The sequence below is a fragment of the Niallia sp. Marseille-Q9988 genome, assembly GCF_976954375.1.
In genome coordinates this window covers 114,763-138,562 of record NZ_CDRJSZ010000001.1, presented here as the reverse complement: position 1 = coordinate 138,562, position 23,800 = coordinate 114,763, and the positions used below count along the sequence as shown (strand labels likewise).

The 23,800-nt window shown below is 36.0% G+C and carries 21 protein-coding genes and 2 riboswitches; of the genes, 16 read left to right on the top strand and 5 right to left on the bottom strand.

Annotated elements, in window-relative coordinates; genetic code table 11:
- The first annotated feature begins 327 nt into the window (after positions 1-327).
- The 6 genes from ACWNMZ_RS00700 (at position 328) to ACWNMZ_RS00675 (ending at position 5,729) form a co-directional block, all read left to right on the top strand.
- Complete coding sequence (locus ACWNMZ_RS00700; RefSeq protein WP_031536263.1) at positions 328-870, top strand: helix-turn-helix domain-containing protein; 543 nt, start codon at positions 328-330, stop codon at positions 868-870.
- Positions 871-1,001: 131 nt separating this feature from the next.
- Positions 1,002-2,108, top strand: coding sequence for an ABC transporter ATP-binding protein (locus ACWNMZ_RS00695; RefSeq protein WP_251627853.1), 1,107 nt, complete (start codon positions 1,002-1,004; stop codon positions 2,106-2,108).
- On the top strand, positions 2,098-2,895 hold the full coding sequence (locus tag ACWNMZ_RS00690) for an ABC transporter permease (RefSeq protein ID WP_251627851.1): 798 nt from the start codon (positions 2,098-2,100) through the stop codon (positions 2,893-2,895). The genes ACWNMZ_RS00695 and ACWNMZ_RS00690 overlap by 11 nt, the downstream gene beginning before the upstream one ends.
- 2 nt (positions 2,896-2,897) lie before the next feature.
- On the top strand, positions 2,898-3,701 hold the full coding sequence (locus ACWNMZ_RS00685; RefSeq protein ID WP_031536266.1) for an ABC transporter permease: 804 nt from the start codon (positions 2,898-2,900) through the stop codon (positions 3,699-3,701).
- Positions 3,698-4,771 (top strand): ABC transporter substrate-binding protein, encoded by a 1,074-nt coding sequence (locus ACWNMZ_RS00680; protein ID WP_031536267.1) that lies wholly within the window; start codon positions 3,698-3,700, stop codon positions 4,769-4,771. Before ACWNMZ_RS00685 ends, ACWNMZ_RS00680 begins: the two co-directional genes overlap by 4 nt.
- 172 nt (positions 4,772-4,943) lie before the next feature.
- Complete coding sequence (locus ACWNMZ_RS00675) at positions 4,944-5,729, top strand: divergent polysaccharide deacetylase family protein (RefSeq protein WP_031536268.1); 786 nt, start codon at positions 4,944-4,946, stop codon at positions 5,727-5,729.
- Positions 5,730-5,920: 191 nt separating this feature from the next.
- On the opposite strand, the gene ACWNMZ_RS00670 is transcribed toward ACWNMZ_RS00675, so the two are convergent.
- The 5 genes from ACWNMZ_RS00670 to mgtE all read right to left on the bottom strand — a co-directional run bounded on the left by ACWNMZ_RS00670 (position 5,921) and on the right by mgtE (position 12,257).
- Positions 5,921-7,426, bottom strand: a complete 1,506-nt coding sequence (locus tag ACWNMZ_RS00670; protein WP_031536269.1) for a mechanosensitive ion channel — start codon at positions 7,424-7,426, stop codon at positions 5,921-5,923.
- A gap of 160 nt (positions 7,427-7,586) precedes the next feature.
- Positions 7,587-8,246, bottom strand: coding sequence for a potassium channel family protein (locus ACWNMZ_RS00665; RefSeq protein ID WP_031536270.1), 660 nt, complete (start codon positions 8,244-8,246; stop codon positions 7,587-7,589).
- A gap of 173 nt (positions 8,247-8,419) precedes the next feature.
- Complete coding sequence (locus ACWNMZ_RS00660; protein ID WP_031536271.1) at positions 8,420-8,872, bottom strand: Dps family protein; 453 nt, start codon at positions 8,870-8,872, stop codon at positions 8,420-8,422.
- A gap of 607 nt (positions 8,873-9,479) precedes the next feature.
- The gene (locus tag ACWNMZ_RS00655; protein ID WP_235252103.1) at positions 9,480-10,640 is read right to left on the bottom strand and encodes an FtsW/RodA/SpoVE family cell cycle protein; all 1,161 of its coding nucleotides are present in this window, start codon (positions 10,638-10,640) and stop codon (positions 9,480-9,482) included.
- A 258-nt stretch (positions 10,641-10,898) separates the two neighbouring features.
- Positions 10,899-12,257 carry a magnesium transporter gene (mgtE, locus tag ACWNMZ_RS00650; RefSeq protein ID WP_235252104.1) on the bottom strand — a complete coding sequence of 453 codons (1,359 nt, stop codon included), beginning with the start codon at positions 12,255-12,257 and terminating at the stop codon, positions 10,899-10,901.
- 231 nt (positions 12,258-12,488) lie between these two features.
- Positions 12,489-12,587: riboswitch (purine riboswitch) on the top strand.
- A 61-nt stretch (positions 12,588-12,648) separates the two neighbouring features.
- On the opposite strand from mgtE, the gene ACWNMZ_RS00645 reads away from it, so the two are divergent.
- The 10 genes from ACWNMZ_RS00645 to ACWNMZ_RS00600 all read left to right on the top strand — a co-directional run bounded on the left by ACWNMZ_RS00645 (position 12,649) and on the right by ACWNMZ_RS00600 (position 23,800).
- Complete coding sequence (locus ACWNMZ_RS00645; RefSeq protein ID WP_031536274.1) at positions 12,649-13,983, top strand: 5'-deoxyadenosine deaminase; 1,335 nt, start codon at positions 12,649-12,651, stop codon at positions 13,981-13,983.
- A gap of 373 nt (positions 13,984-14,356) precedes the next feature.
- Positions 14,357-15,133, top strand: coding sequence for a hypothetical protein (locus tag ACWNMZ_RS00640; RefSeq protein ID WP_251627849.1), 777 nt, complete (start codon positions 14,357-14,359; stop codon positions 15,131-15,133).
- 12 nt (positions 15,134-15,145) lie between these two features.
- The gene (gene sfsA, locus ACWNMZ_RS00635) at positions 15,146-15,880 is read left to right on the top strand and encodes a DNA/RNA nuclease SfsA (protein ID WP_031536276.1); all 735 of its coding nucleotides are present in this window, start codon (positions 15,146-15,148) and stop codon (positions 15,878-15,880) included.
- An 83-nt stretch (positions 15,881-15,963) separates the two neighbouring features.
- Positions 15,964-16,162, top strand: a riboswitch (cobalamin riboswitch).
- 131 nt (positions 16,163-16,293) lie between these two features.
- On the top strand, positions 16,294-17,259 hold the full coding sequence (locus ACWNMZ_RS00630; RefSeq protein WP_031536277.1) for an ABC transporter substrate-binding protein: 966 nt from the start codon (positions 16,294-16,296) through the stop codon (positions 17,257-17,259).
- Entirely contained in the window at positions 17,246-18,283 is a 1,038-nt protein-coding gene (locus tag ACWNMZ_RS00625; RefSeq protein ID WP_031536278.1) for a FecCD family ABC transporter permease, read from the top strand. The genes ACWNMZ_RS00630 and ACWNMZ_RS00625 overlap by 14 nt, the downstream gene beginning before the upstream one ends.
- Positions 18,283-19,749, top strand: coding sequence for a heme ABC transporter ATP-binding protein (locus tag ACWNMZ_RS00620; RefSeq protein WP_031536279.1), 1,467 nt, complete (start codon positions 18,283-18,285; stop codon positions 19,747-19,749). Before ACWNMZ_RS00625 ends, ACWNMZ_RS00620 begins: the two co-directional genes overlap by 1 nt.
- Positions 19,746-20,708: an adenosylcobinamide-phosphate synthase CbiB gene (gene cbiB / locus ACWNMZ_RS00615; protein ID WP_031536280.1), complete on the top strand. Its 963-nt coding sequence runs from the start codon at positions 19,746-19,748 to the stop codon at positions 20,706-20,708. Before ACWNMZ_RS00620 ends, cbiB begins: the two co-directional genes overlap by 4 nt.
- Positions 20,683-21,774 carry a pyridoxal phosphate-dependent aminotransferase gene (locus tag ACWNMZ_RS00610; RefSeq protein ID WP_031536281.1) on the top strand — a complete coding sequence of 364 codons (1,092 nt, stop codon included), beginning with the start codon at positions 20,683-20,685 and terminating at the stop codon, positions 21,772-21,774. The genes cbiB and ACWNMZ_RS00610 overlap by 26 nt, the downstream gene beginning before the upstream one ends.
- On the top strand, positions 21,744-22,301 hold the full coding sequence (locus tag ACWNMZ_RS00605; protein ID WP_031536282.1) for a bifunctional adenosylcobinamide kinase/adenosylcobinamide-phosphate guanylyltransferase: 558 nt from the start codon (positions 21,744-21,746) through the stop codon (positions 22,299-22,301). Before ACWNMZ_RS00610 ends, ACWNMZ_RS00605 begins: the two co-directional genes overlap by 31 nt.
- Positions 22,298-23,800 (top strand): cobyric acid synthase, encoded by a 1,503-nt coding sequence (locus ACWNMZ_RS00600; protein ID WP_031536283.1) that lies wholly within the window; start codon positions 22,298-22,300, stop codon positions 23,798-23,800. The genes ACWNMZ_RS00605 and ACWNMZ_RS00600 overlap by 4 nt, the downstream gene beginning before the upstream one ends.

Here is a 23,800-nt window from a genome sequence, read left to right as displayed (position 1 = left end):
GTAAGAGGGAATTTTTCTTAAAAGGGTACCATGGGATAATTGGAGGCGTTATTATTCATAATTTATGGATAATCTCATCGACAACGTTCTTAGAGTGGTAACCTAATTAAGGGGAATTCTTTTTTGTTTTTTGGGAAATTAATCTAACTAGAAAGTTGCTAAGTATGTATTTTTTTGTAAATAAAAAATGATGAAATACAACAAAAAATGATTGCATGTTATACAAAGTATTGTATAATAATTGGGTAAAAGTAAACTTTAAGTTTATAAATACCAAACTTTTATGTCTTTGTGTTTACTATTTCTAAACAAAAAGTAGGTTGAATGATGGAAATTGGCAAAAAAATAAAAAATTTACGGTTGAAAAAAGGACTTACACAAGAAGAATTAGGGGAACGAACGGATTTAAGTAAAGGGTATATATCCCAGCTAGAGAGAGATTTAAGTTCTCCTTCTATTGAAACGTTTTTTACTATTTTAGAGGTATTAGGATGTACACCAAAAGAATTCTTTGATGATGATGAACGAAAGCAAAAAGTTATATATACAGAGGACGATATCACCGATTTTTTTGATGAGGAAAAAGGCTATCGCATTCAATGGCTAGTACCAGAATCGAATGAAAAGGAAATGGAACCAATCCGGTTATTCTTTTATCAGCATGGAGAATTTAAACAATTTGAACCATCTCTATCGGAAACATTTGCCTATGTAGTGGAAGGCGAAGTATTGCTTAAATTAGGAAAGCAAGAGTATAAGGCAAAAAAAGGGGAATCTATTTATTATCATGCTACAGAAGAACACCAACTAGTGAATTTAGCAGATGGTGTAACAGAATTGATTCTCGTAGTTACCGAATCTTACTTATAAGGAAGGATTTTTTTGCTAATAAAATACTGTTTACTTTAGATTTAGCTGCTTTGTAAACAGAGGGAGCTTTAAAGACGATAAAGGGCTGTCAACAGCAATCTTACAAAATAATAGATAAAGAGGAGGATATTATGTCTGAGCAGCATATTATTCGATTTGAAAATGTAACAAAAAATTATGATCAAGATACAACTGTTCTAAAGAATGTAAGCTTTGAAATTGAAAGAGGTAAATTTTATACCTTGCTTGGACCATCTGGCTGCGGGAAAACGACTGTTTTACGATTAATTGCCGGATTTATGGAACCTACAGATGGAAATATTTACTTTAATGGGAAGCAGATTAATAAAATTCCAGCCAATAAGAGACAAGTAAATACAGTTTTTCAGGATTATGCGCTTTTCCCCCATTTAAATGTATTTGAAAATGTGGCCTTTGGTCTGCGCATAAAAAAATGGAAGAAGCAAGTAATTGAAAACAAGGTGAAAGAAGCGCTTCGTTTCGTCAATTTAGAAGGCTATGAGAATAGAGAAATCAGTGAAATGTCTGGTGGGCAGAGACAACGTGTTGCTATAGCTAGGGCCATTGTAAATGAACCAGAGATTATTCTTCTAGATGAACCATTATCCGCATTGGATTTGAAGCTTCGCACGGAAATGCAGTATGAACTTAGAGAATTACAAAGAAGATTAGGTATTACCTTCATCTTTGTTACACATGACCAAGAAGAAGCATTGGCGATGTCGGATGAAATCTTCGTTTTAAACAAAGGACGAATCGAGCAAAGTGGAACACCAATAGATATTTATGATGAACCAATTAATCGCTTTGTTGCAGATTTTATCGGTGAATCCAATATTGTTCCTGGATTGATGAAAAAAGATTTTATTGTCCATTTTGGAAGCAAAACGTTTGATTGTGTGGATGGTGGATTTAATGAAAATGAAGCAGTGGAAGTAGTAATTCGCCCCGAGGATTTAGAAATTTCATCTGTTGAGGCAGGAAAGCTAAAGGTAAAAGTAGACTCTCAATTATTTAGAGGAGTCCATTATGAGATTTGTGGCTATGATGAAGACGGAAATGAGTGGCTTGTCCATTCCACAAAGAAAGCTACTGTTGGAACCGAAATTGGTCTTTACTTTGAGCCAGAAGCCATTCATGTTATGCGACTAGGAGAAACAGAGGAAGAATTTGATAAGCGACTAGAAGCGTATGAGGGTGTAGTCAATGAAAAGTAATACAAAATGGTATACTTTCCCATATTATCTTTGGATTGCACTCTTTGTCATTGCCCCAGTTGCACTGGTTGTCTATTATTCATTCTTTGATATTGAAGGGGCATTTACGTTTGAAAATTATCAGAAGTTCTTTACACCTGTTTATTTAAAGATGACATTAAGTTCCTTTTGGTATGCATTTTTAATCACATTCTTTTCCTTGCTAATTGCATATCCTACCGCTTATTTATTGACGAAAACAAAGCATAAGCAATTATGGCTGTTATTAATTATATTACCTTCCTGGATTAATCTTTTATTAAAAGCTTATGCTTTTTTAGGGATATTTGGAACACATGGTGCAGCAAATCAAATGCTGGACTTTCTGGGAATAGGCGAGCAACAGCTATTATTTACAGACTTTAGTTTCCTATTTGTAAGTGTATATATATTTATACCTTTTATGATTCTTCCTATTTTTAATGCATTAGAGAAGTTAAATCCTAGCCTAGTTGATGCTTCCCAGGATTTAGGAGCATCTTCTTGGACGACGTTTAAAAAGGTAATATTCCCACTTACAATAAATGGAGTGAAATCAGGGTGCCAAGCTGTATTTATTCCGGCTTTATCACTATTTATGATTACACGCCTAATTGCAGGTAATCGTGTGATTACATTAGGAACTGCAATAGAACAGCATTTCCTTATTACACAAGATTGGGGAATGGGTTCAACAATTGCTGTATTTTTGATTATTAGCATGATTATTATCATGGTTCTTACAGGGAACAGAAAGAGAGGGGTATAAAAATGAAAAAGCTATCAAAATTATCTGTTCTCTATTTATGTATTGTTTTTGTCATTTTATATGCTCCAATCTTTTATTTAATCTTCTATTCCTTTAATAGTGGAGGAACCATGCATGATTTCGATTCCTTTACATTTGATTGGTATAAAGAACTATTTCAGGATACAAGATTACTAGTGATCGTTTTAAATACGATAATAATTGCCCTTTTATCTGCAGCAATTTCAACCATTATAGGGGTACTTGGAGCGATTAGTATTTCCATGATGAGGAAAAAGGGTCTTCGAAATTCTATTTTATCCTTAAATAATGTTCTAATAGTAAGTCCAGACGTTATTATTGGTGCGTCTTTCTTAATTTTCTTTACTATCATTGGAATTAAACTAGGTTTCTTTTCCGTACTATTATCACATATTGCCTTCTCGATTCCGATTGTTGTCATTATGGTATTACCAAAGCTAGAAGAAATGAGCCCAACTTTAGTTGATGCAGCATTAGATCTTGGAGCAAGCTGGAAGGATGTTCTTACAAAAGTTATCATTCCTTATATCTCACCGGGGATATTTGCTGGATTCTTTATGGCGTTGACATACTCCTTAGACGATTTTGCTGTAACATTCTTTGTAACTGGTAATGGATTTACGACGCTGTCTGTGGAAATCTACTCTTTAGCAAGAAGAGGTATTTCTTTAAATATAAATGCATTATCAACCTTGTTATTCTTATTCACGCTGCTTCTTGTGATTGGCTATTATTTCATTACGCAACGTGTCAATAAAGCTTCGCAAGCGGGGGTGAGAAAATGAAGTCTCTAATTCGCGGATTAATTACTATCTTTGCACTGTCTTTCATTCTTTTATTTATTGTTAATCAATTAAATTCAAGCAGAGGGTATACAAGTGGTAATACATTGACAGTATATAACTGGGGAGATTATATCGATGCAGATTTAATTACTAAATTTGAAGAAGAAACAGGAATTAAGGTTATCTATGAAACCTTTGATTCCAATGAAGCGATGATGACAAAAATTCAGCAGGGAGGAACAAGCTATGATATTGCGATTCCCTCTGAATATATGATTGATAAAATGAAGGAAGAGGATTTATTAATTCCGATTGACCATGCTAAAGTTCCTAATTTGAAAAACATAGATAGTCGATTTATGAATCTATCCTTTGATCCAGACAATAAATTTTCGATTCCGTACTTTTGGGGAACAGTTGGAATTGTCTATAATCCAACGATGCTTGGTGGAAAAGAAATTACTTCTTGGAATGATTTATGGGATAAAGATTTAAAAAATGAAATTATGCTTATAGATGGTGCCCGTGAAATTATGGGGATGAGCTTAAATAGCTTGCATTACTCTTTAAATGATAAAGATCATGAGCATTTGAAGGAAGCAAAGGAAAAATTAGATATGTTAACGCCGAATGTAAAAGCGATTGTTGGAGACGAAATTCGAATGCTCATTGAAAATGAAGAAGCATCTATCGGTGTCTTATGGTCTGGAATGGCAGCTGAGATTATGTGGGAAAATGAAGAGGTAGAATATGTTGTTCCAGAAGAAGGCTCTAATCTTTGGTTCGATAATATGGTTATTCCCAAAACGGCAAAGAATGTGGATGGAGCTCATCAGTTTATTAATTTTATGCTGGATGCCCAAAACGCTGCGCAAAATACAGAATATGTTGGCTATTCAACCCCAAACAAGGCAGCGATGGAATTTTTGCCAGAAGACATTACTGGGGATGAGCGCTTCTATCCTGATGAAAAAATGACTTCAAAATTAGAAGTGTATGAGAACCTAGGTCATCGTTCATTAGCGGAGTATAATGATTTATTCCTAGAGTTTAAAATGCATCGAAAGTAAATAACGGAAAGAAAACAGTTCGCTAAACTATAGTGAACTGTTTTTTACTTCTAAAGGGATGTTAATCTGTATCCCCTTTATGTGAAAACAGCTTATTAAACAATTTCTCTACATTTTTGTATGCAACCTGACTATACGGAAAATACTAACGGAAAACAAGGTGGGTTATAAAATGAAAAAAATAATATGGTTCTTGTGTTTTCTTTCCTTTCCGTTAGGGATTTCCGCACAAGAGGTGGATTCCTCTAAGAATCAAGTGAGAAAGGAACTTGCAATCGTTATTGATGATTTTGGTAATAATATGAAAGGAACAGATGAGATGCTCAACTTACCTGTTCCCATTACGGTTGCTATTATGCCTTTTCTTTCCACAAGTAAAGAAGATGCTATTCGTGCACATAAAAAGGGACATGAAGTAATTGTTCATCTGCCATTAGAACCGAAAAAAGGAAAAAAAAGCTGGCTTGGACCTGGTGCTATTACAACAGATTTATCAAATGAGGAAATTAGAAAGCGAGTTAAGGGTGCTATAGAAAGCATTCCTTATGCAGTGGGAATGAATCATCATATGGGGTCAAAGGCAACGGAAGATGAAAGGGTAATGAGAATTATCCTAGAGGAGTGTCATAAGCATAATCTTTACTATTTAGACAGTAAGACAACAAATAAAAGTGTTATAAAAGAGTTAGCAGAGGAACTCCATGTACCTTATTTAGAAAATGATCTCTTTTTTGATCATATTTACACAAATCAGCATATTGCTAAACAAGCTAGTAGGTTAGCCAAAAGGCTAGATAAGGAGCAGGAGTTTATTGCTATTGGCCATGTAGGAATCTCTGGTCCTTCTGTAGTAAGTGTTTTAAAAGAATACATTCCAGTCTATCAAAAGGATGCTGATATTGTACCGCTTTCTACACTAGTAGAAGGCTATGAACTGCTTGATACTGATTTACCATAAGAAAAAGAGCAAAATCATCACGCTATATCGAAATCGATATATAACGCTGATTTGTACTCTCTTAATTAGATTAAACTATGAAACGGGTTTCATAACAATAGCTGTTTTTGAAAAAAATGACAAAATACATGTTGCTTTATAGAAAAAGGAGACAGACCGTTTTTCTAGTCTGCCTCCTTCTTTGCAATGTATTAATTATTTAGAGAATTATCATCATTTGGTTTTTGGATAGATGTTTGATCGATTTTTGTATCTAGTTTATCCAATCTTTTTTTGGCAAAGTCTTTGCCTCCGAGACCAAATGCTAATCCAAATGCTAAAGCAAGTCCGCCTAGGATTAGGATAAAGGCAGAATTCACAATAGAAGATGCTACCCCTAATTGGTCAAGTGCCATAAAAACGGAAATGGTAATGATCGCATATTTTGCAATTACCGGTAAAAGCTTGAAGTGAGCGCCTTGTAAAACACTGCTTAACAATTTCTGGACAAGATAGCCTAACCATAAGCCTACGCCAATGATTACTATTGCAGCGAGAACCATTGGTAAATAAGCAATAACAGCAGTTGATAAGGTTACTAAAAATTCTAGTCCTACTATATTTAATGCCTGTACTGCTAATAAGAAAACAATCAGGATTTGTACGATAGAACCAATAATATTTGAAATACTAGTATTAGGGTTAATTCCCATTTTTCGTACATAAGTATCTAGACTAAGCTTTACCAATAAGGTAACAACCATTTGCTTTACCCATTTTCCTATCCAAATGCCTACTAAGATGAGGATAATGGCAATAGCGATATTCGGAATCATTGTTAATATATCATTTAACATGTTAATAGCTGGCTGGGAGATTCCTTGAATATCTAACTTCTCAAGCGCTGATATAACAGTTGGGATGAGAATGAAAATAAATACAATGTTGCCAATAACAGAAGATAGGCTTACATTCTCTAAAAGCTTGCTTATGCCTAATCGATTAGCTAAAGAATCTGTACCAATTGTTTGTAAGAAGTTTGTTAGAATGGTACGAACAATCTTTGCAACAAACCAACCGACTAAGACGATTAGTGCAGCTGCTAGTAGCTTTGGTAAAAAGGCAAGTATGTTTTGAAGCATATTGGCAAATGGTTCGGAAACACCATATAAATTTAGTGCATCTAATACTGCAGGTAAGAATAACAATAGGACTAAGTAGAAAACAATATTTGCGACTTTATCCATTATATTTTGCGGGTTATTCTTTTCTGTAAGATTCCATTTTTGCAGTTTCTCATGGACCTTTAAGGTAGATCCTGTTTTTTTAATAAGGAATTTTAACCCAGTTGCGATGATCCATGCTACCACAAGAATCAATCCGGCTTTTAGAATATTAGGAATAGCTCCAAGTATAGAGGACAGCATATTCACTAATGGAGAAGTAATAGCCGTTAAATTTAAAATATTAAAGAATAGGGAAAAGACGAAAACCAATAATAAGTAAAACACGATTTTACTAATAATTTTTTCAGATGAATATTTTCGTGGTTTTCCTTCTGGGAAAATTTTATCATCCAATTTTGTTTTCTGTAGTCCTTTATATAGGGCTTTTTCAATAATTTTAGCAACAATCCACCCTATGATTAAAACAACCACAGCTAAAATAAAATCTGGTAGCTTGTCCCAAAAGGAATTCCAATTCCAATTATAGTTCATATCCTTCACTCCTTGTTTTTAATTTATACTACTAATACCCAGCGAGTGAAGGATTAAACGTTGTATATAATAGAGCTTCTAATCAAGAATATATATAAAAAAAGAGAAGAGCTTAATGATAGCCTTCTCATTTAGGGTGCAATATTTTTTGTTAATAGGTTTATTTTAGGGCTTTTTCTTCAAAATCATAAAGGCAATCATTACTACCTACCATGATTAGAATATCTCCTTTAAGGATTACTTCATTTGCCGATGGAGAGACGATTGTTTCTCCTGCTCGCTGGATGCCAATAATTGTACAGCCATATTTTGCACGTACGTCTAAGTCTAAAATGGATTTATTATGTATTTTAGCTGAAGCCACCATTTCGACAATTCCGTGTTCTTTCGAAAGCTGAATATAATCAATCATACTGTCGGAAATAACGTGATGGGCAATTCTTTTTGCCATATCCTGTTCCGGATGAATCACACGGTCAGCACCAATCTTCTCTAAAACACGTTTATGATATACATCTGCTGCTTTTACCCAAACTTGGCTAATGCCCATTTCTTTTAAAAGCATAGTAGTAAGGGTGCTAGATTCTACATCATCTCCAAATGAAACAAAGGCATGATCAAAGTTTCGAATACCGATTTGTGTTAGTGATGCTTCGGTAATATTCGTCATTTGTACGCAGAGTGTAGCGAATGCTCGATATTTTTCCACTTTTTCCAACGACTGATCGATTGCTAATACTTCTGCTCCCATTTTATGAAACTCTTCTACTAAACTGCCACCAAAGCTGCCTAGTCCTATCACTACAAATTGTTTTTTCATACTTACCCTCCTAGGGATGAAAAAATACATACTTTGCCATCATTATACTTTTTTATAGAAAAGAAATAAAATAATTTTTCTTTTTTGATAGGGAAAATAGTATTGGGGAAGAGGGGTTTCCTTCCAAATAAAAACCACTTTTTCGTTAGAAAGAAAAAGTGGTTTAACTATGTTTATTCAGAAAGATACGCTGTTAACATCCATAAATGTTTCTCAATTTTGCCAATTAGATCGACTGCTAAATCATTTGTAATTACATCTTCTAATTCATCTGCATGTTCTGCTAATGCTTTTAATTGTGTGTTAATTTGGCTGTAATCTTCTACTAAAGATTTTACCATTTCGTTGGCAGTTAGTTTCTCTGTACTTTCTTTTAATGTTGAAGTTTCGATAAATTCTTGTAATGTTGAAACAGGTTTTCCACCAATTGCAAGAAGGCGTTCTGCGATTTCGTCTACTGCTTCAGCAGCCTCGTCGTACAATTCCTCAAATTTTTCATGAAGTGTGAAGAAAAAAGGCCCTTTTACATACCAGTGATGTTGATGAAGTTTTGTGTATAATACGCTCCAGTTAGCAATTTGTACGTTTAGTTCTTTTTGTAATTCAACTTTTGTTTGTAATCCCATTTTAACAAACTCCCTTCGATTGATTATATATTAATTATAACAAATATTAATTTAAAATCAATATTTATTTATAATTATTACAATTTATTTTTAAAACAAATGAAAAACGCTTGTCATCTCAATAGGTGAAGGAGGGGGTAGATTTTTACTTTTTATTTTTTGTTGTCCTATAAAAATTTATACCCCAATTAGACCGGAAAGGAAACAAAAGGAAGAAAGAATTCATGAAATGGACATATTTAAAAGAGGATGGGACAAAACTAAATAACTAATCTTTAAAGACGAACAATCTTTAATCCAGCTCTTAAATAAAGCTACTTTATTTTTTAAAAATATAGTTAAGTGTAAAAACTAAGTCGTTCCATTGCGCTACAGACGCACGATGCGCCGGGGAGGAAGCTGAGCCTCCTCGCTGCGCTGCGGGGTCTAAAGCTTCTCTATTTCCCGCAGGAGTCGAGCGACCTCCGCTCCATTTCACTTCGTTTTTAAACATTTTCCAAAAAACAAACACGAACTATAATATAATTATTTTGCATTATAGTTCGTGTTTGTTGTTGGTTTAAATACTTATGTCCCAGCCTCTTAACGGCAAAACATGATTCTCAATTTAAAAAGATAGAGAATTGCTAGAAAACATATAGGACTTATAATGATAACGAATGCTAAAAATGAGTCCCATTGCCATCATATTCGTCATTAATGAGCTACCTCCATAACTAATAAATGGAAGGGGGATGCCTGTTATTGGTAACAACTGTATCGTCATCCCGATGTTTTCGAATACATGGAAGGTTATCATGCTAATCACTCCAACAGTAATATAAATACTGTAAGGATCAGCTGTTTTTAATGCTGTTCTCACAAGGTGATAAATTAAGAAAAAATAAAGAATGATAACAATACTGCCACCAATAAAACCGTATTCTTCTCCGATAATGGTGAAAATAAAATCTGTATGTCTTTCGGGGATATATACTTCCTCATTTCCTAATCCTTTTCCGCTAATTAGGCCAGAACCTATTGCCATTAGGGATTTAACTAACTGCAATCCTGCATCCCCCGCATTATGGGGATCAAGCCAAGAGCTAATACGATCGAATTGATAGGGATCGACTCCCAAATATTTTTCTAACAGTTCTCGCCCAAAGATAGCTAAGTAGAAAACGATAGAACCAAAGGCGGCAGCTGATCCATATAACGGAATAAGAATTTTCCATGAAATTCCTGATACTAGCATCATGCCAATTAAGATTGCCATTAGCACGAGGGTTGTACCAAAGTCCTGTACAATGACTAAACCAATCGGTATTCCAGCCACAATTCCAAGCTTACACATTAAAATAAAGTCAGTTAAGAGCGACTTATAAATAGTTTTCTTATGATGATTCGTTATAACTTTTGCGATTGCTAAAATATAAAAAATCTTCATATATTCAGATGGTTGAATACTACCAATGTGAGGAATGACATACCAGCTTTGGGCTCCACCCCTTTTAGGAGTAAAATCGGTTACTGGGGCAAATAAAAGACCAATTAGTAATAATGCTCCTATCCCATAAAGAATCCACGTTATTTGTTGAATCTGTTCATTATCAAAATACATAATAATAGCAATGACAATAGAACCAATTGCATACCACATAATTTGTGATTGTAAGTAGGAAGCGTTTGCGCTGTATATAGCAATACAGCTAACTAAACAAAATAACATAAGCAAAAGACATAATGTCCAATCGAAACGTTCGGAAAATCCTTTTTTCGTTCTCATTCTAGCAAACCCCTAGTTCAAATTTCTTATATTTATATAGACGGAAGAGAAGGTGAATTTGTTTCCTTATTTTTCATAATCCAGTGAAAATATTGGTTTGTATCTAAAGCTGAGGTAATTATTACAAGTATATGGTCAGAGGCAGAATCAGTATGATCTAAAAAAAACAATTTATAATCCAAACCAAATATATGCCCAAAGTGTAAAATAAATTACCAAACGCAAAAAAAAGACTGTCCAAGTTAGACAGCCTTTCTTTCACATTAAATGAGCTAGAAAAATTTGGGCAATTCCGAAGTAAATAAATAACGAAAAGATATCATTAAGCGTCGTAATTAACGGACCTGATGCAACGGCAGGGTCAATATTTAATTTATAAAGAATAATAGGAATAATGGTACCTGATAATGTTCCGATTATAAGTGTACAAATTAATGAAAGGCCAACAACTAAGCCAAGCATCAGATCGCTTTGCCAAACATAGGCAATAATCATAATAATAACGCCACAAGTAATCCCGATTATCAAGCCAACTAATAATTCTCTAAATATCAACTTTGTTACAACTGTTTTATTTATCGTATTAGAAATAAGTCCACGTACAACAACTGCTAATGATTGTGTTCCTGTATTACCAGTCATCCCTGAAATCATAGGCATGAAAAAGGATAGAGCCACTACTTTAGTCAGAACATCTTCATAATTGCTTATAATGCTTCCAGATACGACGCCAATAAATAAAAGTAAGATTAACCAGGGGAGTCTACGATAGGCTGCTACAGATGCTTTTGTATCAAAATCAATCGATTTCCCTGAGGCAGATAGTTTTTCGATATCTTCATTTGCTTCTTGGAAAACGACGTCAATCATATCATCGACGGTTACAATTCCCATCAAAATATTATCATCATTCACAACTGGAATGGCTAAGAAATCGTATTTTTGTATGGTTTGTGCCACTTCTTCTTGGTCTTGGTCCACTGTAACACTAATGACCCGTTCATACATAATGTCACGAATTTTATCCTGTGGTTCAGCAATCAAAAGGTCACGATAGGAAACAACACCAACCAATTTTCTATTTTGATCAATCACGTATAGATAGCTTAATGTTTCTGCGAAATCTGCAAACGATTTTAGCTTATCAACAGCTTCACGAGTAGTGTAATAATCGCGAATCCAAACAAAACGGTTTGTCATGAGACGTCCAGCAGTTTCGTCAGGATAGTTCATTAAGTTTTGTACAATTATAGACTCTTCTTTTTTCATTTCAGAAAGAAGCTCTTTAATTCTATCTGGTGCTAGTTCATTTAAAAGGGAAGCTAGATCATCATTATCCATTAAATCTAGCACTTTCCCGGTCTTGTCCATTCCTAATGTGTTTAGAACCTCAAGTTGTTCTTCTTTATCTAATTCTTCTAAGAGATGGGCTAATAAGTCGACTTTCAGAAAAAGCAAAAAACGAGCCCTATGCTTTTCGGGGAGGCTCTCATAAATTTGAGCTATATCATATGGTTGTAGCTCATCAACGATGGATTCAAATTCAGATTTATTATTGTCTTTTAGCGTCTGAATGATGTGAAGTGTGATTTGATTTTCTGTCATTTGGTGTATCATACTTCTCACTCTCCCTTCCGAGGTTTAAGGCAGTTATTCGACATATACCCTGTCTTATTATATGTAAATTAACGAAAGAATGAAATGGATAATTCTTTGCAAAAAAGGAGATCTTGAGAAAATTTTTGATAAAACACATAAAAAAACCTTGTTAAATATTCTGACAATAAACTTGAAAAGATTAGATTCTAAATTAAAATAGGGATATAACATGAATGACCGCAGGCAGCTGCCGCTATTGCGACTTTTTTTCGTATATCCTTAATAATTGGGTTAAGGGTCTCTACTAGAAACCGTAAATTTCTTGCTACGAAAAATATGCTTAACTAGCATATTTTTCGTAGTTTTTTTGTGTTTATTCCGAAATATAAACAAGCACAGGGGGATTGGAATGGGAAATATTTTAATCAGAAATGCACAAATAGTTACGATGAATCAAGCAGAAGATATTATTTTAGGAGATATTTATATAGAAGAGAATATCATAAAAGCTATCGGAAGAGATCTTCAAATAAATCATGTAGACAAAATTATCGATGCGACAAACAGAACGGTAATCCCTGGTTTTATTCAAACACATATTCATTTATGCCAAACATTGTTTCGCGGCAAAGGGGATGATTTAGAACTGATGGATTGGCTTAGAAAAAGAATTTGGCCACTTGAAGCCGCACATGACGAAGAGTCTATTTATTATTCAGCGATGCTTGGCATAGGAGAGCTGCTGGAAAGTGGAACAACTACGATTGTGGATATGGAAACCGTCCATCATACGGAATATGCTTTCCGTGCCATAGCTGAGAGTGGAATCCGAGCTGTTTCTGGGAAAGTGATGATGGATAAAGGGGATGAGGTTCCTTTGGCATTACAGGAAAAAACAGCAGAGTCTATTCAGCAAAGTGTCGACTTGTTGGAGAAGTGGAATGGCTTTGATGATGGAAGAATTCACTATGCGTTTTCGCCCCGCTTTGTGGTCTCATGTACAGAGGAGTTATTGAAAGAGGTAAAGACGCTTTCGGATAAATATAGGGTCAAGGTACACACCCATGCTTCAGAAAACAAGGGAGAGATTCAGATTGTGCAAGAAGAGACGGGGATGAGAAATGTTGTGTATCTAGATCATCTTGGATTAGCAAATGAGCGTCTGATTTTGGCGCATTGTATTTGGCTAGATGAAGAAGAGAAACGAATTATTAAAGATAAAGGAGTGCATGTGAGCCATTGTCCGGGTTCTAATCTAAAGCTCGCCTCAGGGATAGCAGATACACACCATCTCCTTTGTAATCATGCTTCGGTTAGCTTAGGAGCAGACGGTGCTCCATGTAATAATAATTTAGATATGTTTAATGAAATGAGATTGGCCGCACTTATTCAAAAGCCTATTCATGGTCCAACTGCCATGGATGCAAAAACAGTCTTTAGAATGGCGACTATAGGTGGAGCAAAAGCAGTTGGCATGGAAAAAGAAATTGGCAGTCTTGAAATTGGCAAGAGAGCAGATCTGGCTATTTTAAATCTGCATAATTTTCATACCTTTCCTTCCTATGATGTGGACCCGATTTCGAGAATAGTCTATTCCGCAACAAGAGCTGATGTTGAAACGACCATAGTGGACGGTAAAATAGTGATGGAAAATAAAATAATCAAAACGGTGGACAAACCTATTGTACTAAATGAAGCAGATAAAAGTATTAAAAGGCTGTTGAGCAAAACAAATATAAGTTAGTGCTAGCAATATACCGTGCTTCAGGGAGTGGTCATAACCATTTTTCTAAAGCACGGTGTTTTTTTGTGGTCTCTATAGGATAAAAGGGAAGAATGACTGATAGTAGGAAAATGTTGTTCCTTTTTTCTAAATTGAAAATTTTGTAAGCTATTTTGCCTAAATTTTGTTAAACTAAAATGGTTACAATAAGCACAACTAGATGTATGATGGAAAGTAAGGATAAGGGGTCTGTTCCATACGGACTTAAATAGAGGAAAAAGGGAAAAATTTTCTTGTAATCAGATAAATAAAATGGAATAAAAGCAATTTCAGCAATTAGAAAGTAAGCTAAAGCTATCCGTTTACAAGCTAATAATGTTTGGAGGTTTACTTGATGAAAAAAGGCAGTAATGATATTCGAGATGTGGTTTATATCCATTTAAATGAGAAAGAGCGCTTTGTTCTTTCTTACGGTATAGAGTTTAGAGAGTTTTATAGAATTTTGGCTGAGACTCTTTCCTCTGTTTTGTTGTTAAAGCATCAGTTTGAAGATGGAGAATTTAATATTCATACACAGTTCGAATATGTTCCAAACACTAAATTAGCAAAGTTATCAAAGGAAGATGTTTACGGATACGGGGATTTTGTATGGGTCGATTTTGATGAGACAGAGATTTTAGATATCTTAGAAGGTCAAACAATTGCCGAGCTTCTTTATTTGGGACATAAGCTGGAGCCGCTAAGAAAACCATTTTTTCAGCAATTGAATAATCAATATGCTTATTTGGCCCATGATGATGGCTGGTTTAATAAAATCTATTATAAGAACATGGATTCTTTTTATCAATTATTTGGGGATGTCATTGCAAAGAAAGTGACAGACCTTAAATTAGAGAAGGGGTTGCTTGGACTCAAAAAGAAGCGGATATATCCTTCCCCTCCTAATGAAATCGTCATGGAGCTAAAACATTATATGAATGAAGGAATGGTGTTATCCATTGAAAAAGCCTCTCAGACGCGATTGAAAATGGAAATTCCAATATGGATTTTAGGCGATTTTGATAATATGGATGATATGTACGAGGAATATGAGAAGAATAGCAAACAAAAAACGGATGCCTTGCTTATTTTTGACAAGAAATTAAGAGAATGGCATTTAACGAAGGCTTAATTGGTGGATAATATGAGTGAAAGAATAGTTGTAGGCTTTCCAGCGGAATTAAAGAAAATGACTTTTGTGGAGCGGCCTAACCGGTTTATATTGCATTGCTTGAATGAAGAGACAAATCAACTCGAAAGGGTGCATTTGGCCGATCCTGGAAGACTAATGGAGCTTTTAATAGAAGGGGTAACTATTTATGTTCTCCCAAGTATGAATCCTAATCGAAAAACGAAATGGACGGCAGTTTATGTCGAATCAAATGGTATTCTAGTGTCTATCAATACAACATATCCTAATAAGCTTGTTGAATCTATATTGAAAAAAGCAATCATTGAGGAGCTTTCTGTCTATCGATGGGTGAAATCGGAATACACATATGGAAGCTCTAGATGGGATTTTTTATTAGAGGATGGGGAAAAAAATCAGCTCCTTCTTGAAGTGAAAAGCGTTACATTAGCCAAAGATGGAATAGGGATGTTTCCTGATGCTATCACGAAAAGAGGCTCTAAGCATGTGCAAGAATTAACGGCTATTGCTAAGGAAGGAACATTTAAAACAGCTATTTTATTTGTTGTGCAAAGAGGAGATGTTGAAATAGTGACAGGTGCAGCAGAAATTGACCCAGTCTTTGCGAAAAACTTAGAGGAAGCTGCAAAAGCAGGGGTGCAATTACTAAGCTACACTTGTGTTTTAACAGAGCAAGGAATCGGATGGGGCAATGCTATTCCAGTGGATCCATTTTTAAAAATTAAATAAAAGGACATTTATTTTTGCTACCTTTGATGTATAATCAAAAAGGACGAAAAATGAAATAGATAGATGATGGTGAGACTTTTTGTAAAAGATTGATGAGGAATGTCGAAAGACTTTCTCTTTTTTCAGAAAGACTCTTAAAAGGGAAGTTGGTGAAAATCCAACACGGTCCCGCCACTGTAAATGATTGCACATGGAGAAGTGCCACTGTACTTACCTGTATGGGAAGGTTCTATTGTTGCGACAATCATGAGTCAGGAGACCTGCCATTTTCTATACACCTAAATAAACCTACGAGGATAGGGAGGTGTGGAGCGCGCTTTGAAATTATTTTTAAAGTCATCCCAACATCTCTATGGACGATAATAGGGATGTTTTTTATTTTTCACATATTTATTTCAGGAAGGTGAAGAATGATGAAAAAGTTTTATTCTTTATTTTTAGCAATACTGCTCGTAGTTGGGTCGCTTGCTGGATGTGGTGAAGGAAAGACAGAAAATAATAATGATAACAAGGAGCAGTCAACTGCACAAGAGGCTGCTTTTCCTGTAACGATTAAAGATGCAATCGATCAAGAAGTAGTAATTGAGGAAAAGCCAGAAAAAATAGTTTCTTTAATGCCTAGTAATACGGAAATTGTATTTGCGCTTGGGCTAGGAGATGAGTTAGTTGGAGTTAGTGATTATGACAACTATCCAAAAGAAGCAGCGGAAAAAGAAAAAGTAGGCGGCATGGAATTTAATGTGGAGAAAATAATCTCACTGAATCCAGATGTAGTTTTAGCACATGCATCTAGTGCCCATAATTCGACAGAAGGCTTGCAGCAAATCCGCGATGCCGGAATTGATGTTGTTGTTGTGAATGATGCAACTTCTTTTGAGGACGTCTATAAAGGGATGGAAATGATTGGACAGGCTACTGGAGCAGAAACGGAAGCAGATAAGCTTGTTGCTGATATGAAAGAGAAGTTAGCTGCTATCAAGGATAAAGCAGCAGCGATTTCTGATAGTGACCAAAAATCTGTTTATATAGAAGTAAGCGGAGAACCAAGTATATTTACGACTGGTACAAATACATTTATGCAAGAGATGTTAGATACCATTAATGCGAAAAATATTATTTCGGAAGAAGGCTGGATTCAAGTAGACCAAGAGGCAGTGATTGCAGCAAATCCAGATGCTATCATTACTACTTATGGTGCTTACTCAGAAACAAGCCCAATCGATCAAATTAGCTCGAGAAAAGGTTGGGAAGAGATAAAAGCAGTAAAAGAAAAGCAAATAGTAGATGTTGATTCTGACATGGTAACTCGTTCTGGTCCTCGTTTAGTTGAAGGAGTAGAGGCCGTTGCCGAAGCGGTGTACCCAGATGTTTTTAAATAAAAGAAAAGCGGCTTATGTTTATGCCGCTTTTTTTCTCCTTTTTGCGATTGTAATGGGAATATCTGTTGGAACTATATCTGTTCCTATTTTGTCTGTGGTAAAAATATTAGCAAGCTATGTTGGGCCAGAAAGCTTATTAACTAATGTCGAGCCAATGCATATCAATATAGTCCAAAATATTCGACTCCCTAGAGTGCTGTTGGCGGGACTTGTCGGTGCGAGCCTATCCATTTCGGGAGCTGCTTTCCAAGGGTTATTGAGAAATCCATTGGCAGATCCTTATACACTTGGGGTTTCATCTGGTGCTTCTGTTGGAGCTGTTATTACATTGTTCTTCCAATTAAGTATCCCATTTCTTGGCGCACTGACTTTGCCATTTATGAGTGTACTATTCTCCTTCTTTACGATTTTATTTGTTGTCTTTTTTGCGAAAAAAATGGATCCTGCGATGCGAGTGGAAACGATTATTTTAACAGGAATTATTATTGGTTCTTTTTTAAGTGCATTTATTTCGCTTATGATCGCATTAACAGGCAATGAACTTCGCCAAATTATTGGCTGGTTACTTGGAAGTGTCTCCATGAGAGGGTGGGAATATATAAAAATTATTCTTCCTTTCTTTGTAGTTGGTTCTGGTCTTCTTCTTTCGCAAGGAAAGGAATTAAATGCTTTAGCGTTTGGCGAAGAAAGAGCACAGCATTTAGGTATTCATGTACAAAGAAGAAAAATGATTATTTTGCTGGCTGGCTCTATGTTAACAGGTGCAGCGGTTGCAGTATCTGGGACAATCGGATTTGTTGGTCTTGTTATTCCACATTTTGTTCGAATCATTGTAGGGTCAGATCACCGTCATTTAATGGGGGTATCCCTTTTTGCAGGCAGTGGCTTTATGATTCTGGCTGACTTATTAGCTAGAACAATTATTTCTCCAACAGAACTTCCGATAGGGGTTATTACAGCTTTAGTAGGTGCCCCGGTGTTTGCGGGATTATTACTGAGAAGAAGGAAGAGGAGTTTAAACTAATGCTTAATGTACAGAATCTCTTTTTTCAATATGAAACAAAACAAATTTTACAGGATATTTCTTTTACGGTGAATAAAGGAGAAATGGTTGGTATCCTTGGACCGAATGGTAGTGGGAAAACGACGTTAATGAAAATTATTAGCGGCATTTTAACTCCACAGGAGGGACAGGTTGAGATAAAAGGCAAACCAATCGAGCAGTATAAAACGAAAGAATTAGTAAAGGTAGTCGCAGTCCTGTCTCAGCATGTGAATGAATCTTTTTCCTATACCGTTCGAGAAATCGTATCACTCGGGAGATATGCTCATCAATCCGGGCTGTTTCAGTCCTGGAGTTCTCAAGATGAAGCAGTAGTTACAAGCGTGATGAAACAAACGGGAGTCTTTTCATTTCAAGAGAAATCCATTCATGAATTATCTGGAGGCGAAAAGCAGCGTGTTTATTTGGCACAGGCACTCGCACAAGAACCAGAAATTCTCCTATTAGATGAACCTACAAACCATTTGGATTTATCTTATCAGAAGGAGTTATTGGATAACTTAAGAGAATGGAGCATGGAAAGAGATTTAACGATTGTTTGTATTTTCCATGATTTGAACTTGGCAGGATTATATTGTGATCGGCTGCTTTTATTACATGATGGAATGGTAGAAGTAGATGCCGCCCCTTCTAATGTATTGCAAGAAGAGAGGGTGAAAAGAATCTATCAAACAGATGTGAAAAGTACTTTTCATCCAAGTAGACCAGCTCCGCAAATAGCTCTAGTACCAAGAAATAAAGAGAGAAATAATAGGAAAATAGATACGGAAGCTATTACCATTTATTCAGATCGTGTAGAGGTAAAGGTTCCCTTTCCACTATACACTCTTTCATCAGGTGTAATAGGTGCAGGGATGGGATGGTATAAATGCTTTGTGAACAGACATGTGGATAAGAGATATCAATGCGAAGATTATCGGGAAGAAATGGAGGGTTATTTGCATCGAAATGGCTTTATTCCATCAGAAACTGTAGGGATGATGACAGCTGTTTACACAGAGGATGTAGCATATGAGCTTATCGAGCAGCGGGATTTTTCTGTGATGATTGTCGTAACAGGCGGAGTAGGAAATGCTGTTGATGCCGCAAAGACTAACGAGCATTCTTCCTTCTTAAATCCTGGAACCATTAATATTTGGATTTTTGTTAACGGGACATTATCAGAGCAAGCCTTCGTGCAAAGTGTCATTACGGCCACAGAAGCAAAAGCAGCGGTCTTGCGAGATCGGAAGATAAAAGATTTGGAAACAGGAACCATTGCAACAGGTACGTCAACAGATAGTATATTGGTGGCTGCTACCCAAGAAGGAGCCTACCTCGAATTTGGAGGTACGATAACAGCGCTTGGAAAATGTGTAGCACAAGGAGTCTATCAGTGTTTAGCAAAGTCGTTAGATAAAAGGAATAGGAGGATAGCACCTAAATGATCGGCCATTTGATTAGCATTACACTTGCGATTGTTTTAGATAAGCTTATTGGTGATCCTCCAAGCTGGCCACATCCGGTAAAAGGGATGGGGAGATTGATTTCCTTTCTAGATCAAAGATTAAATAACGGAAAGAGTCGGAGAATAAAAGGGTTATGGATGCTCAGCACGGTATTAATATTTACCTTTTTGATTAGCTACGTCCTCGTTTATATTAGCTATCAGCTTCATTGGTGGGTCGGGGTAATCGTGGAAGCTCTTCTTATCGCCACAACGATTGCCCAAAAGAGTCTAAAGGATGCTGCGATAGAGGTTTATGATCCATTGCAGGCTAATGATTTAGAGATGGCAAGAAAAAAGCTGTCTTATATTGTAGGCAGAGATACAGAGCAATTAGAGGGAGAAGAAATTGTCCGTGCGACGGTAGAGACAGTTGCAGAAAATACTAGTGATGGTATTACTGCTCCACTGTTTTGGGCATTTATTGGCGGAGCTCCCTTGAGTCTTGTATATAGAGCGATTAATACATGTGATAGTATGGTTGGTTATAAGAATGATAAATATGGAGATTTTGGGTATTGTGCTGCGAAATGTGATGATATCGTCAACTATTTGCCTAGTCGAATAACAGCCATTCTCGTGCTGTTAGTTAGTCGTAGTCCTTTCTATCGTAAAAAGGAAGCCTGGAAGTTGTTATTTCATGATGCAATGAAGCATCCCTCTCCAAACAGCGGCTGGGGTGAAGCAGTGACTGCGATTATCCTTGGTATACAGCTTGGTGGGATTAACTTTTACAAAGGAAAGAAGTCAGATCGTGCACGTATGGGAAGAGCACTGCAGCCTTTAGGAACTAGACATATTATCGAGTCGACTAAAATTGCTGATAAAGCTGTTGTTTGCTTTTATCTCTTTTTATGTATAGGAGGAATTGGATTTGAATTGGCCAATGCATGGAGCTAATCCTCAGTATATTTATGAAAAGACAAATGTAGAAATGCCGGTAAATACGATTGATTTTAGTGCTAATATCAACCCATTAGGACCTCCGACTATTTTATCGGACAACTGGGATGACTTATTTCAGACAGTCCATCTTTATCCAGATCCTTATGCAAGCAGTCTAAAAGAGAAAATTTCAGATCAGTATGGGCTTTGTCCAAAGCAGCTTTTAATTGGTAATGGAGCTGCGGAAATTATTTCTTTGTTGGGAAGAATTTTGGCGAGGAAAAAGGTATTATTGCTCCAGCCAGCTTTTTCTGAATATGAAGAAGTATGCAAAATTAATCATTGTGACATCTATCATCATTATTTAACAGCGGAAACAGGATGGGAACTAAATCCATCTAATTTGGAAAAGGATATCCGCCATGTAGATGCTCTATTTTTATGTAATCCTAATAATCCAACAGGGATATTTTATCCGAAACAAGTAGTAGAAGAATTGTTAGTTATTTGTAAAAAAAATGATTGCTATGTCATCCTAGATGAAGCTTTCTATGATTTTGTAATTGGATATGAGGATATGCTTCCTCTCTTAAAAAAATTCTCCAATCTTATTATTATCCGTTCCTTGACAAAGATGTACAGTATTCCAGGGATTCGCCTTGGTTATGCATTCGCATCAGAGGAACTGATTGCAAAATTACAACAGTTTCAATCTCAATGGAGTATTAATGGAATTGCTTTAAGGGTTGGTGAATTATTAATGGGACAAGAGATGTTTTTAAATAAAACGCAAAGTTATATGGAAGAGGAAAAGAAAAGGTTATTTTCCTTTTTTAATAAACAGCAATTCGCTTATTCCACTTCTGCTGCTAATTATTACCTGTTAAGAGATACTAGTTTTACAGACCAAAAAGAGCTCCTGATTTTCTTATTAAACAATGGCATCATAGCAAGACATACATATAATTATCCGGGTTTAGATGGAAGATGGCTACGGTTTGCGATTAAAAGTAAGTTAGAGAATCAGCAATTGCAAGGAGTGTTAGCTAAATGGAAACAAAGTCATCCATCATCTTTGTAACTGGAGGCGTGAGAAGCGGAAAATCTTCTTTTGCTGAGAGATTGGCAATAGAATATGCAGAGAATGAAAAAGCAGATTTACATTATATAGCCACAGCTGTTCATTCAGACACAGAGATGCAAGAAAGAATTGCAAGGCATCAGCAACGAAGAAAAAAACAAAAGGTAAAATGGAATAGCCATGAACAAGCAGTAAATATTGGTGAATTGGCTGGAGTTTTTTCAAAAAAGGATGTTATACTACTCGATTGCTTAACTGTATTAGTCAATAATGAACTTTTTTATAAAGATCAACGGCAAGAAATGCTAGAGCTAAAGCTGAAAAGGGAGCTAATAGAGTTAAGCCGAAGCTGCAGATATCTTATTCTTGTGAGTAATGAAGTGACATATGAGATGTCATCAGATCCATTTGTACAGAACTACTGCAGGCTTTTAAATCAACTCCACTATTTCCTCGTGCAGCATGCAAAGGAAGCTTATTTGGTAGAATTCGGAATCGCGAAAAGCAAGAAGGGAGGAAAAAAATGAAGGGGGTAATGATACAAGGAACTTCATCTGATGTTGGGAAAAGTCTGATTGCTACTGCTATATGCAGAATGGTGGCAAATGAGGGGATAAAGGTGGCTCCATTTAAGTCACAGAATATGTCTAATAATTCTTATGTCACGGTAGATGGAAAAGAGATTGGCAGAGCACAAGGAATTCAGGCAGAAGCAGCAAGGACGGTGGCAACTGTTTGGATGAACCCGATACTCTTAAAGCCAAGATCTGATTTACAGTCAGAGGTTGTCCTGCTTGGGGAAGCTAGTACGACTCTATCTGGAAGAGGGTATCGTGAACAGTTTTATGAGGAAGGAATTTGTGTTATACAAAAAAGCCTGGATTACCTGCAAAGCCATTATGAGATGACTATTATGGAAGGTGCGGGAAGTCCAGTTGAAATAAATTTGAAAGACAGAGAGCTTGTAAACATGAAGGTAGCAGAAATGGCTGATGTTCCTGTCATTCTCGTTGCGGATATTGATCGCGGCGGCGTGTTTGCGAGTATCATTGGAACCCTTGCCCTATTTTCAGAAGAGGAAAGGAGCAGGGTAAAGGGAATTATAATAAATAAGTTTCGCGGCGATCCAACTCTCTTTGAAGATGGGGTTCAATGGCTGAAGGAAAAGACAGGCATTCCTGTCCTTGGAGTCCTTCCTTTTATTCATAACCATATGATTGAAGGAGAGGACTCATTATCTATCCGAGAGAAAAGATTTACAACTACTAAAGCTGTGATTGATTTGGCAGTAGTAAACAATCGTTATATGTCCAATTTCACAGATATAGAACCATTTTTTCTAGAAGAAGACGTTAGTATCCGCCTGATTAATAAAGGCGAAGATTTAGGGAATCCAGATGCGGTTATTATACCAGGTACGAAAAGTACAATAGATGATTGGAAAGAAATGAAGAGGAAAGGATTAGCATCCCAGCTTAAAAGCTATTATAAGCAAGGTGGCAGAGTAATCGGATTATGTGGAGGCTATCAAATGCTTTGTACTACTTTGAAGGATCCACAGGGTGCTGATACTGGAAGCAGAGGCGAAGAAATAGAGGGACTAGGACTTATCCCCGCAAGCACGACCTTTGAAAAGAAAAAAGAGACGATTCGAGTGGAAGGCAGTTATCATCCTTCTACGAAGTTAGCATCAGAAAGAATAGAGGGTTATGAGATTCATTTAGGAAAAACAGAATATGCTTCTATAGACGATAGATGCCCGTTTTTATTGCTTCATAACAGCAGGGAAGAAGGCTATTATCGAGAAGATGGAAGATTGATAGGTACTTATATGCATCATCTATTTTATAATGATGCATTTCGCCATACGTGGTTAAATCAAATTCGAGTGCAAAAAGGAATGATGAAAAGGAAAAGGCTGTTTATACAAGAACAGAAGGATAAACGCTTTGATGCACTTGCTCATGAAATGAAAAAACATTTGAATTGGGAAAAACTATGGAATATCCTTCAGGCTGGTGATTGA

Coding starts and splice junctions, on each gene's coding strand:
- ACWNMZ_RS00700 (WP_031536263.1), top strand. CDS start 328: ATGGAAATTGGCAAAAAAATAAAAAATTTACGGTTGAAAAAAGGACTT.
- ACWNMZ_RS00695 (WP_251627853.1), top strand. CDS start 1,002: ATGTCTGAGCAGCATATTATTCGATTTGAAAATGTAACAAAAAATTAT.
- ACWNMZ_RS00690 (WP_251627851.1), top strand. CDS start 2,098: ATGAAAAGTAATACAAAATGGTATACTTTCCCATATTATCTTTGGATT.
- ACWNMZ_RS00685 (WP_031536266.1), top strand. CDS start 2,898: ATGAAAAAGCTATCAAAATTATCTGTTCTCTATTTATGTATTGTTTTT.
- ACWNMZ_RS00680 (WP_031536267.1), top strand. CDS start 3,698: ATGAAGTCTCTAATTCGCGGATTAATTACTATCTTTGCACTGTCTTTC.
- ACWNMZ_RS00675 (WP_031536268.1), top strand. CDS start 4,944: ATGAAAAAAATAATATGGTTCTTGTGTTTTCTTTCCTTTCCGTTAGGG.
- ACWNMZ_RS00670 (WP_031536269.1), bottom strand. CDS start 7,426: ATGAACTATAATTGGAATTGGAATTCCTTTTGGGACAAGCTACCAGAT.
- ACWNMZ_RS00665 (WP_031536270.1), bottom strand. CDS start 8,246: ATGAAAAAACAATTTGTAGTGATAGGACTAGGCAGCTTTGGTGGCAGT.
- ACWNMZ_RS00660 (WP_031536271.1), bottom strand. CDS start 8,872: ATGGGATTACAAACAAAAGTTGAATTACAAAAAGAACTAAACGTACAA.
- ACWNMZ_RS00655 (WP_235252103.1), bottom strand. CDS start 10,640: ATGAGAACGAAAAAAGGATTTTCCGAACGTTTCGATTGGACATTATGT.
- mgtE (WP_235252104.1), bottom strand. CDS start 12,257: ATGATACACCAAATGACAGAAAATCAAATCACACTTCACATCATTCAG.
- ACWNMZ_RS00645 (WP_031536274.1), top strand. CDS start 12,649: ATGGGAAATATTTTAATCAGAAATGCACAAATAGTTACGATGAATCAA.
- ACWNMZ_RS00640 (WP_251627849.1), top strand. CDS start 14,357: ATGAAAAAAGGCAGTAATGATATTCGAGATGTGGTTTATATCCATTTA.
- sfsA (WP_031536276.1), top strand. CDS start 15,146: ATGAGTGAAAGAATAGTTGTAGGCTTTCCAGCGGAATTAAAGAAAATG.
- ACWNMZ_RS00630 (WP_031536277.1), top strand. CDS start 16,294: ATGAAAAAGTTTTATTCTTTATTTTTAGCAATACTGCTCGTAGTTGGG.
- ACWNMZ_RS00625 (WP_031536278.1), top strand. CDS start 17,246: ATGTTTTTAAATAAAAGAAAAGCGGCTTATGTTTATGCCGCTTTTTTT.
- ACWNMZ_RS00620 (WP_031536279.1), top strand. CDS start 18,283: ATGCTTAATGTACAGAATCTCTTTTTTCAATATGAAACAAAACAAATT.
- cbiB (WP_031536280.1), top strand. CDS start 19,746: ATGATCGGCCATTTGATTAGCATTACACTTGCGATTGTTTTAGATAAG.
- ACWNMZ_RS00605 (WP_031536282.1), top strand. CDS start 21,744: ATGGAAACAAAGTCATCCATCATCTTTGTAACTGGAGGCGTGAGAAGC.
- ACWNMZ_RS00600 (WP_031536283.1), top strand. CDS start 22,298: ATGAAGGGGGTAATGATACAAGGAACTTCATCTGATGTTGGGAAAAGT.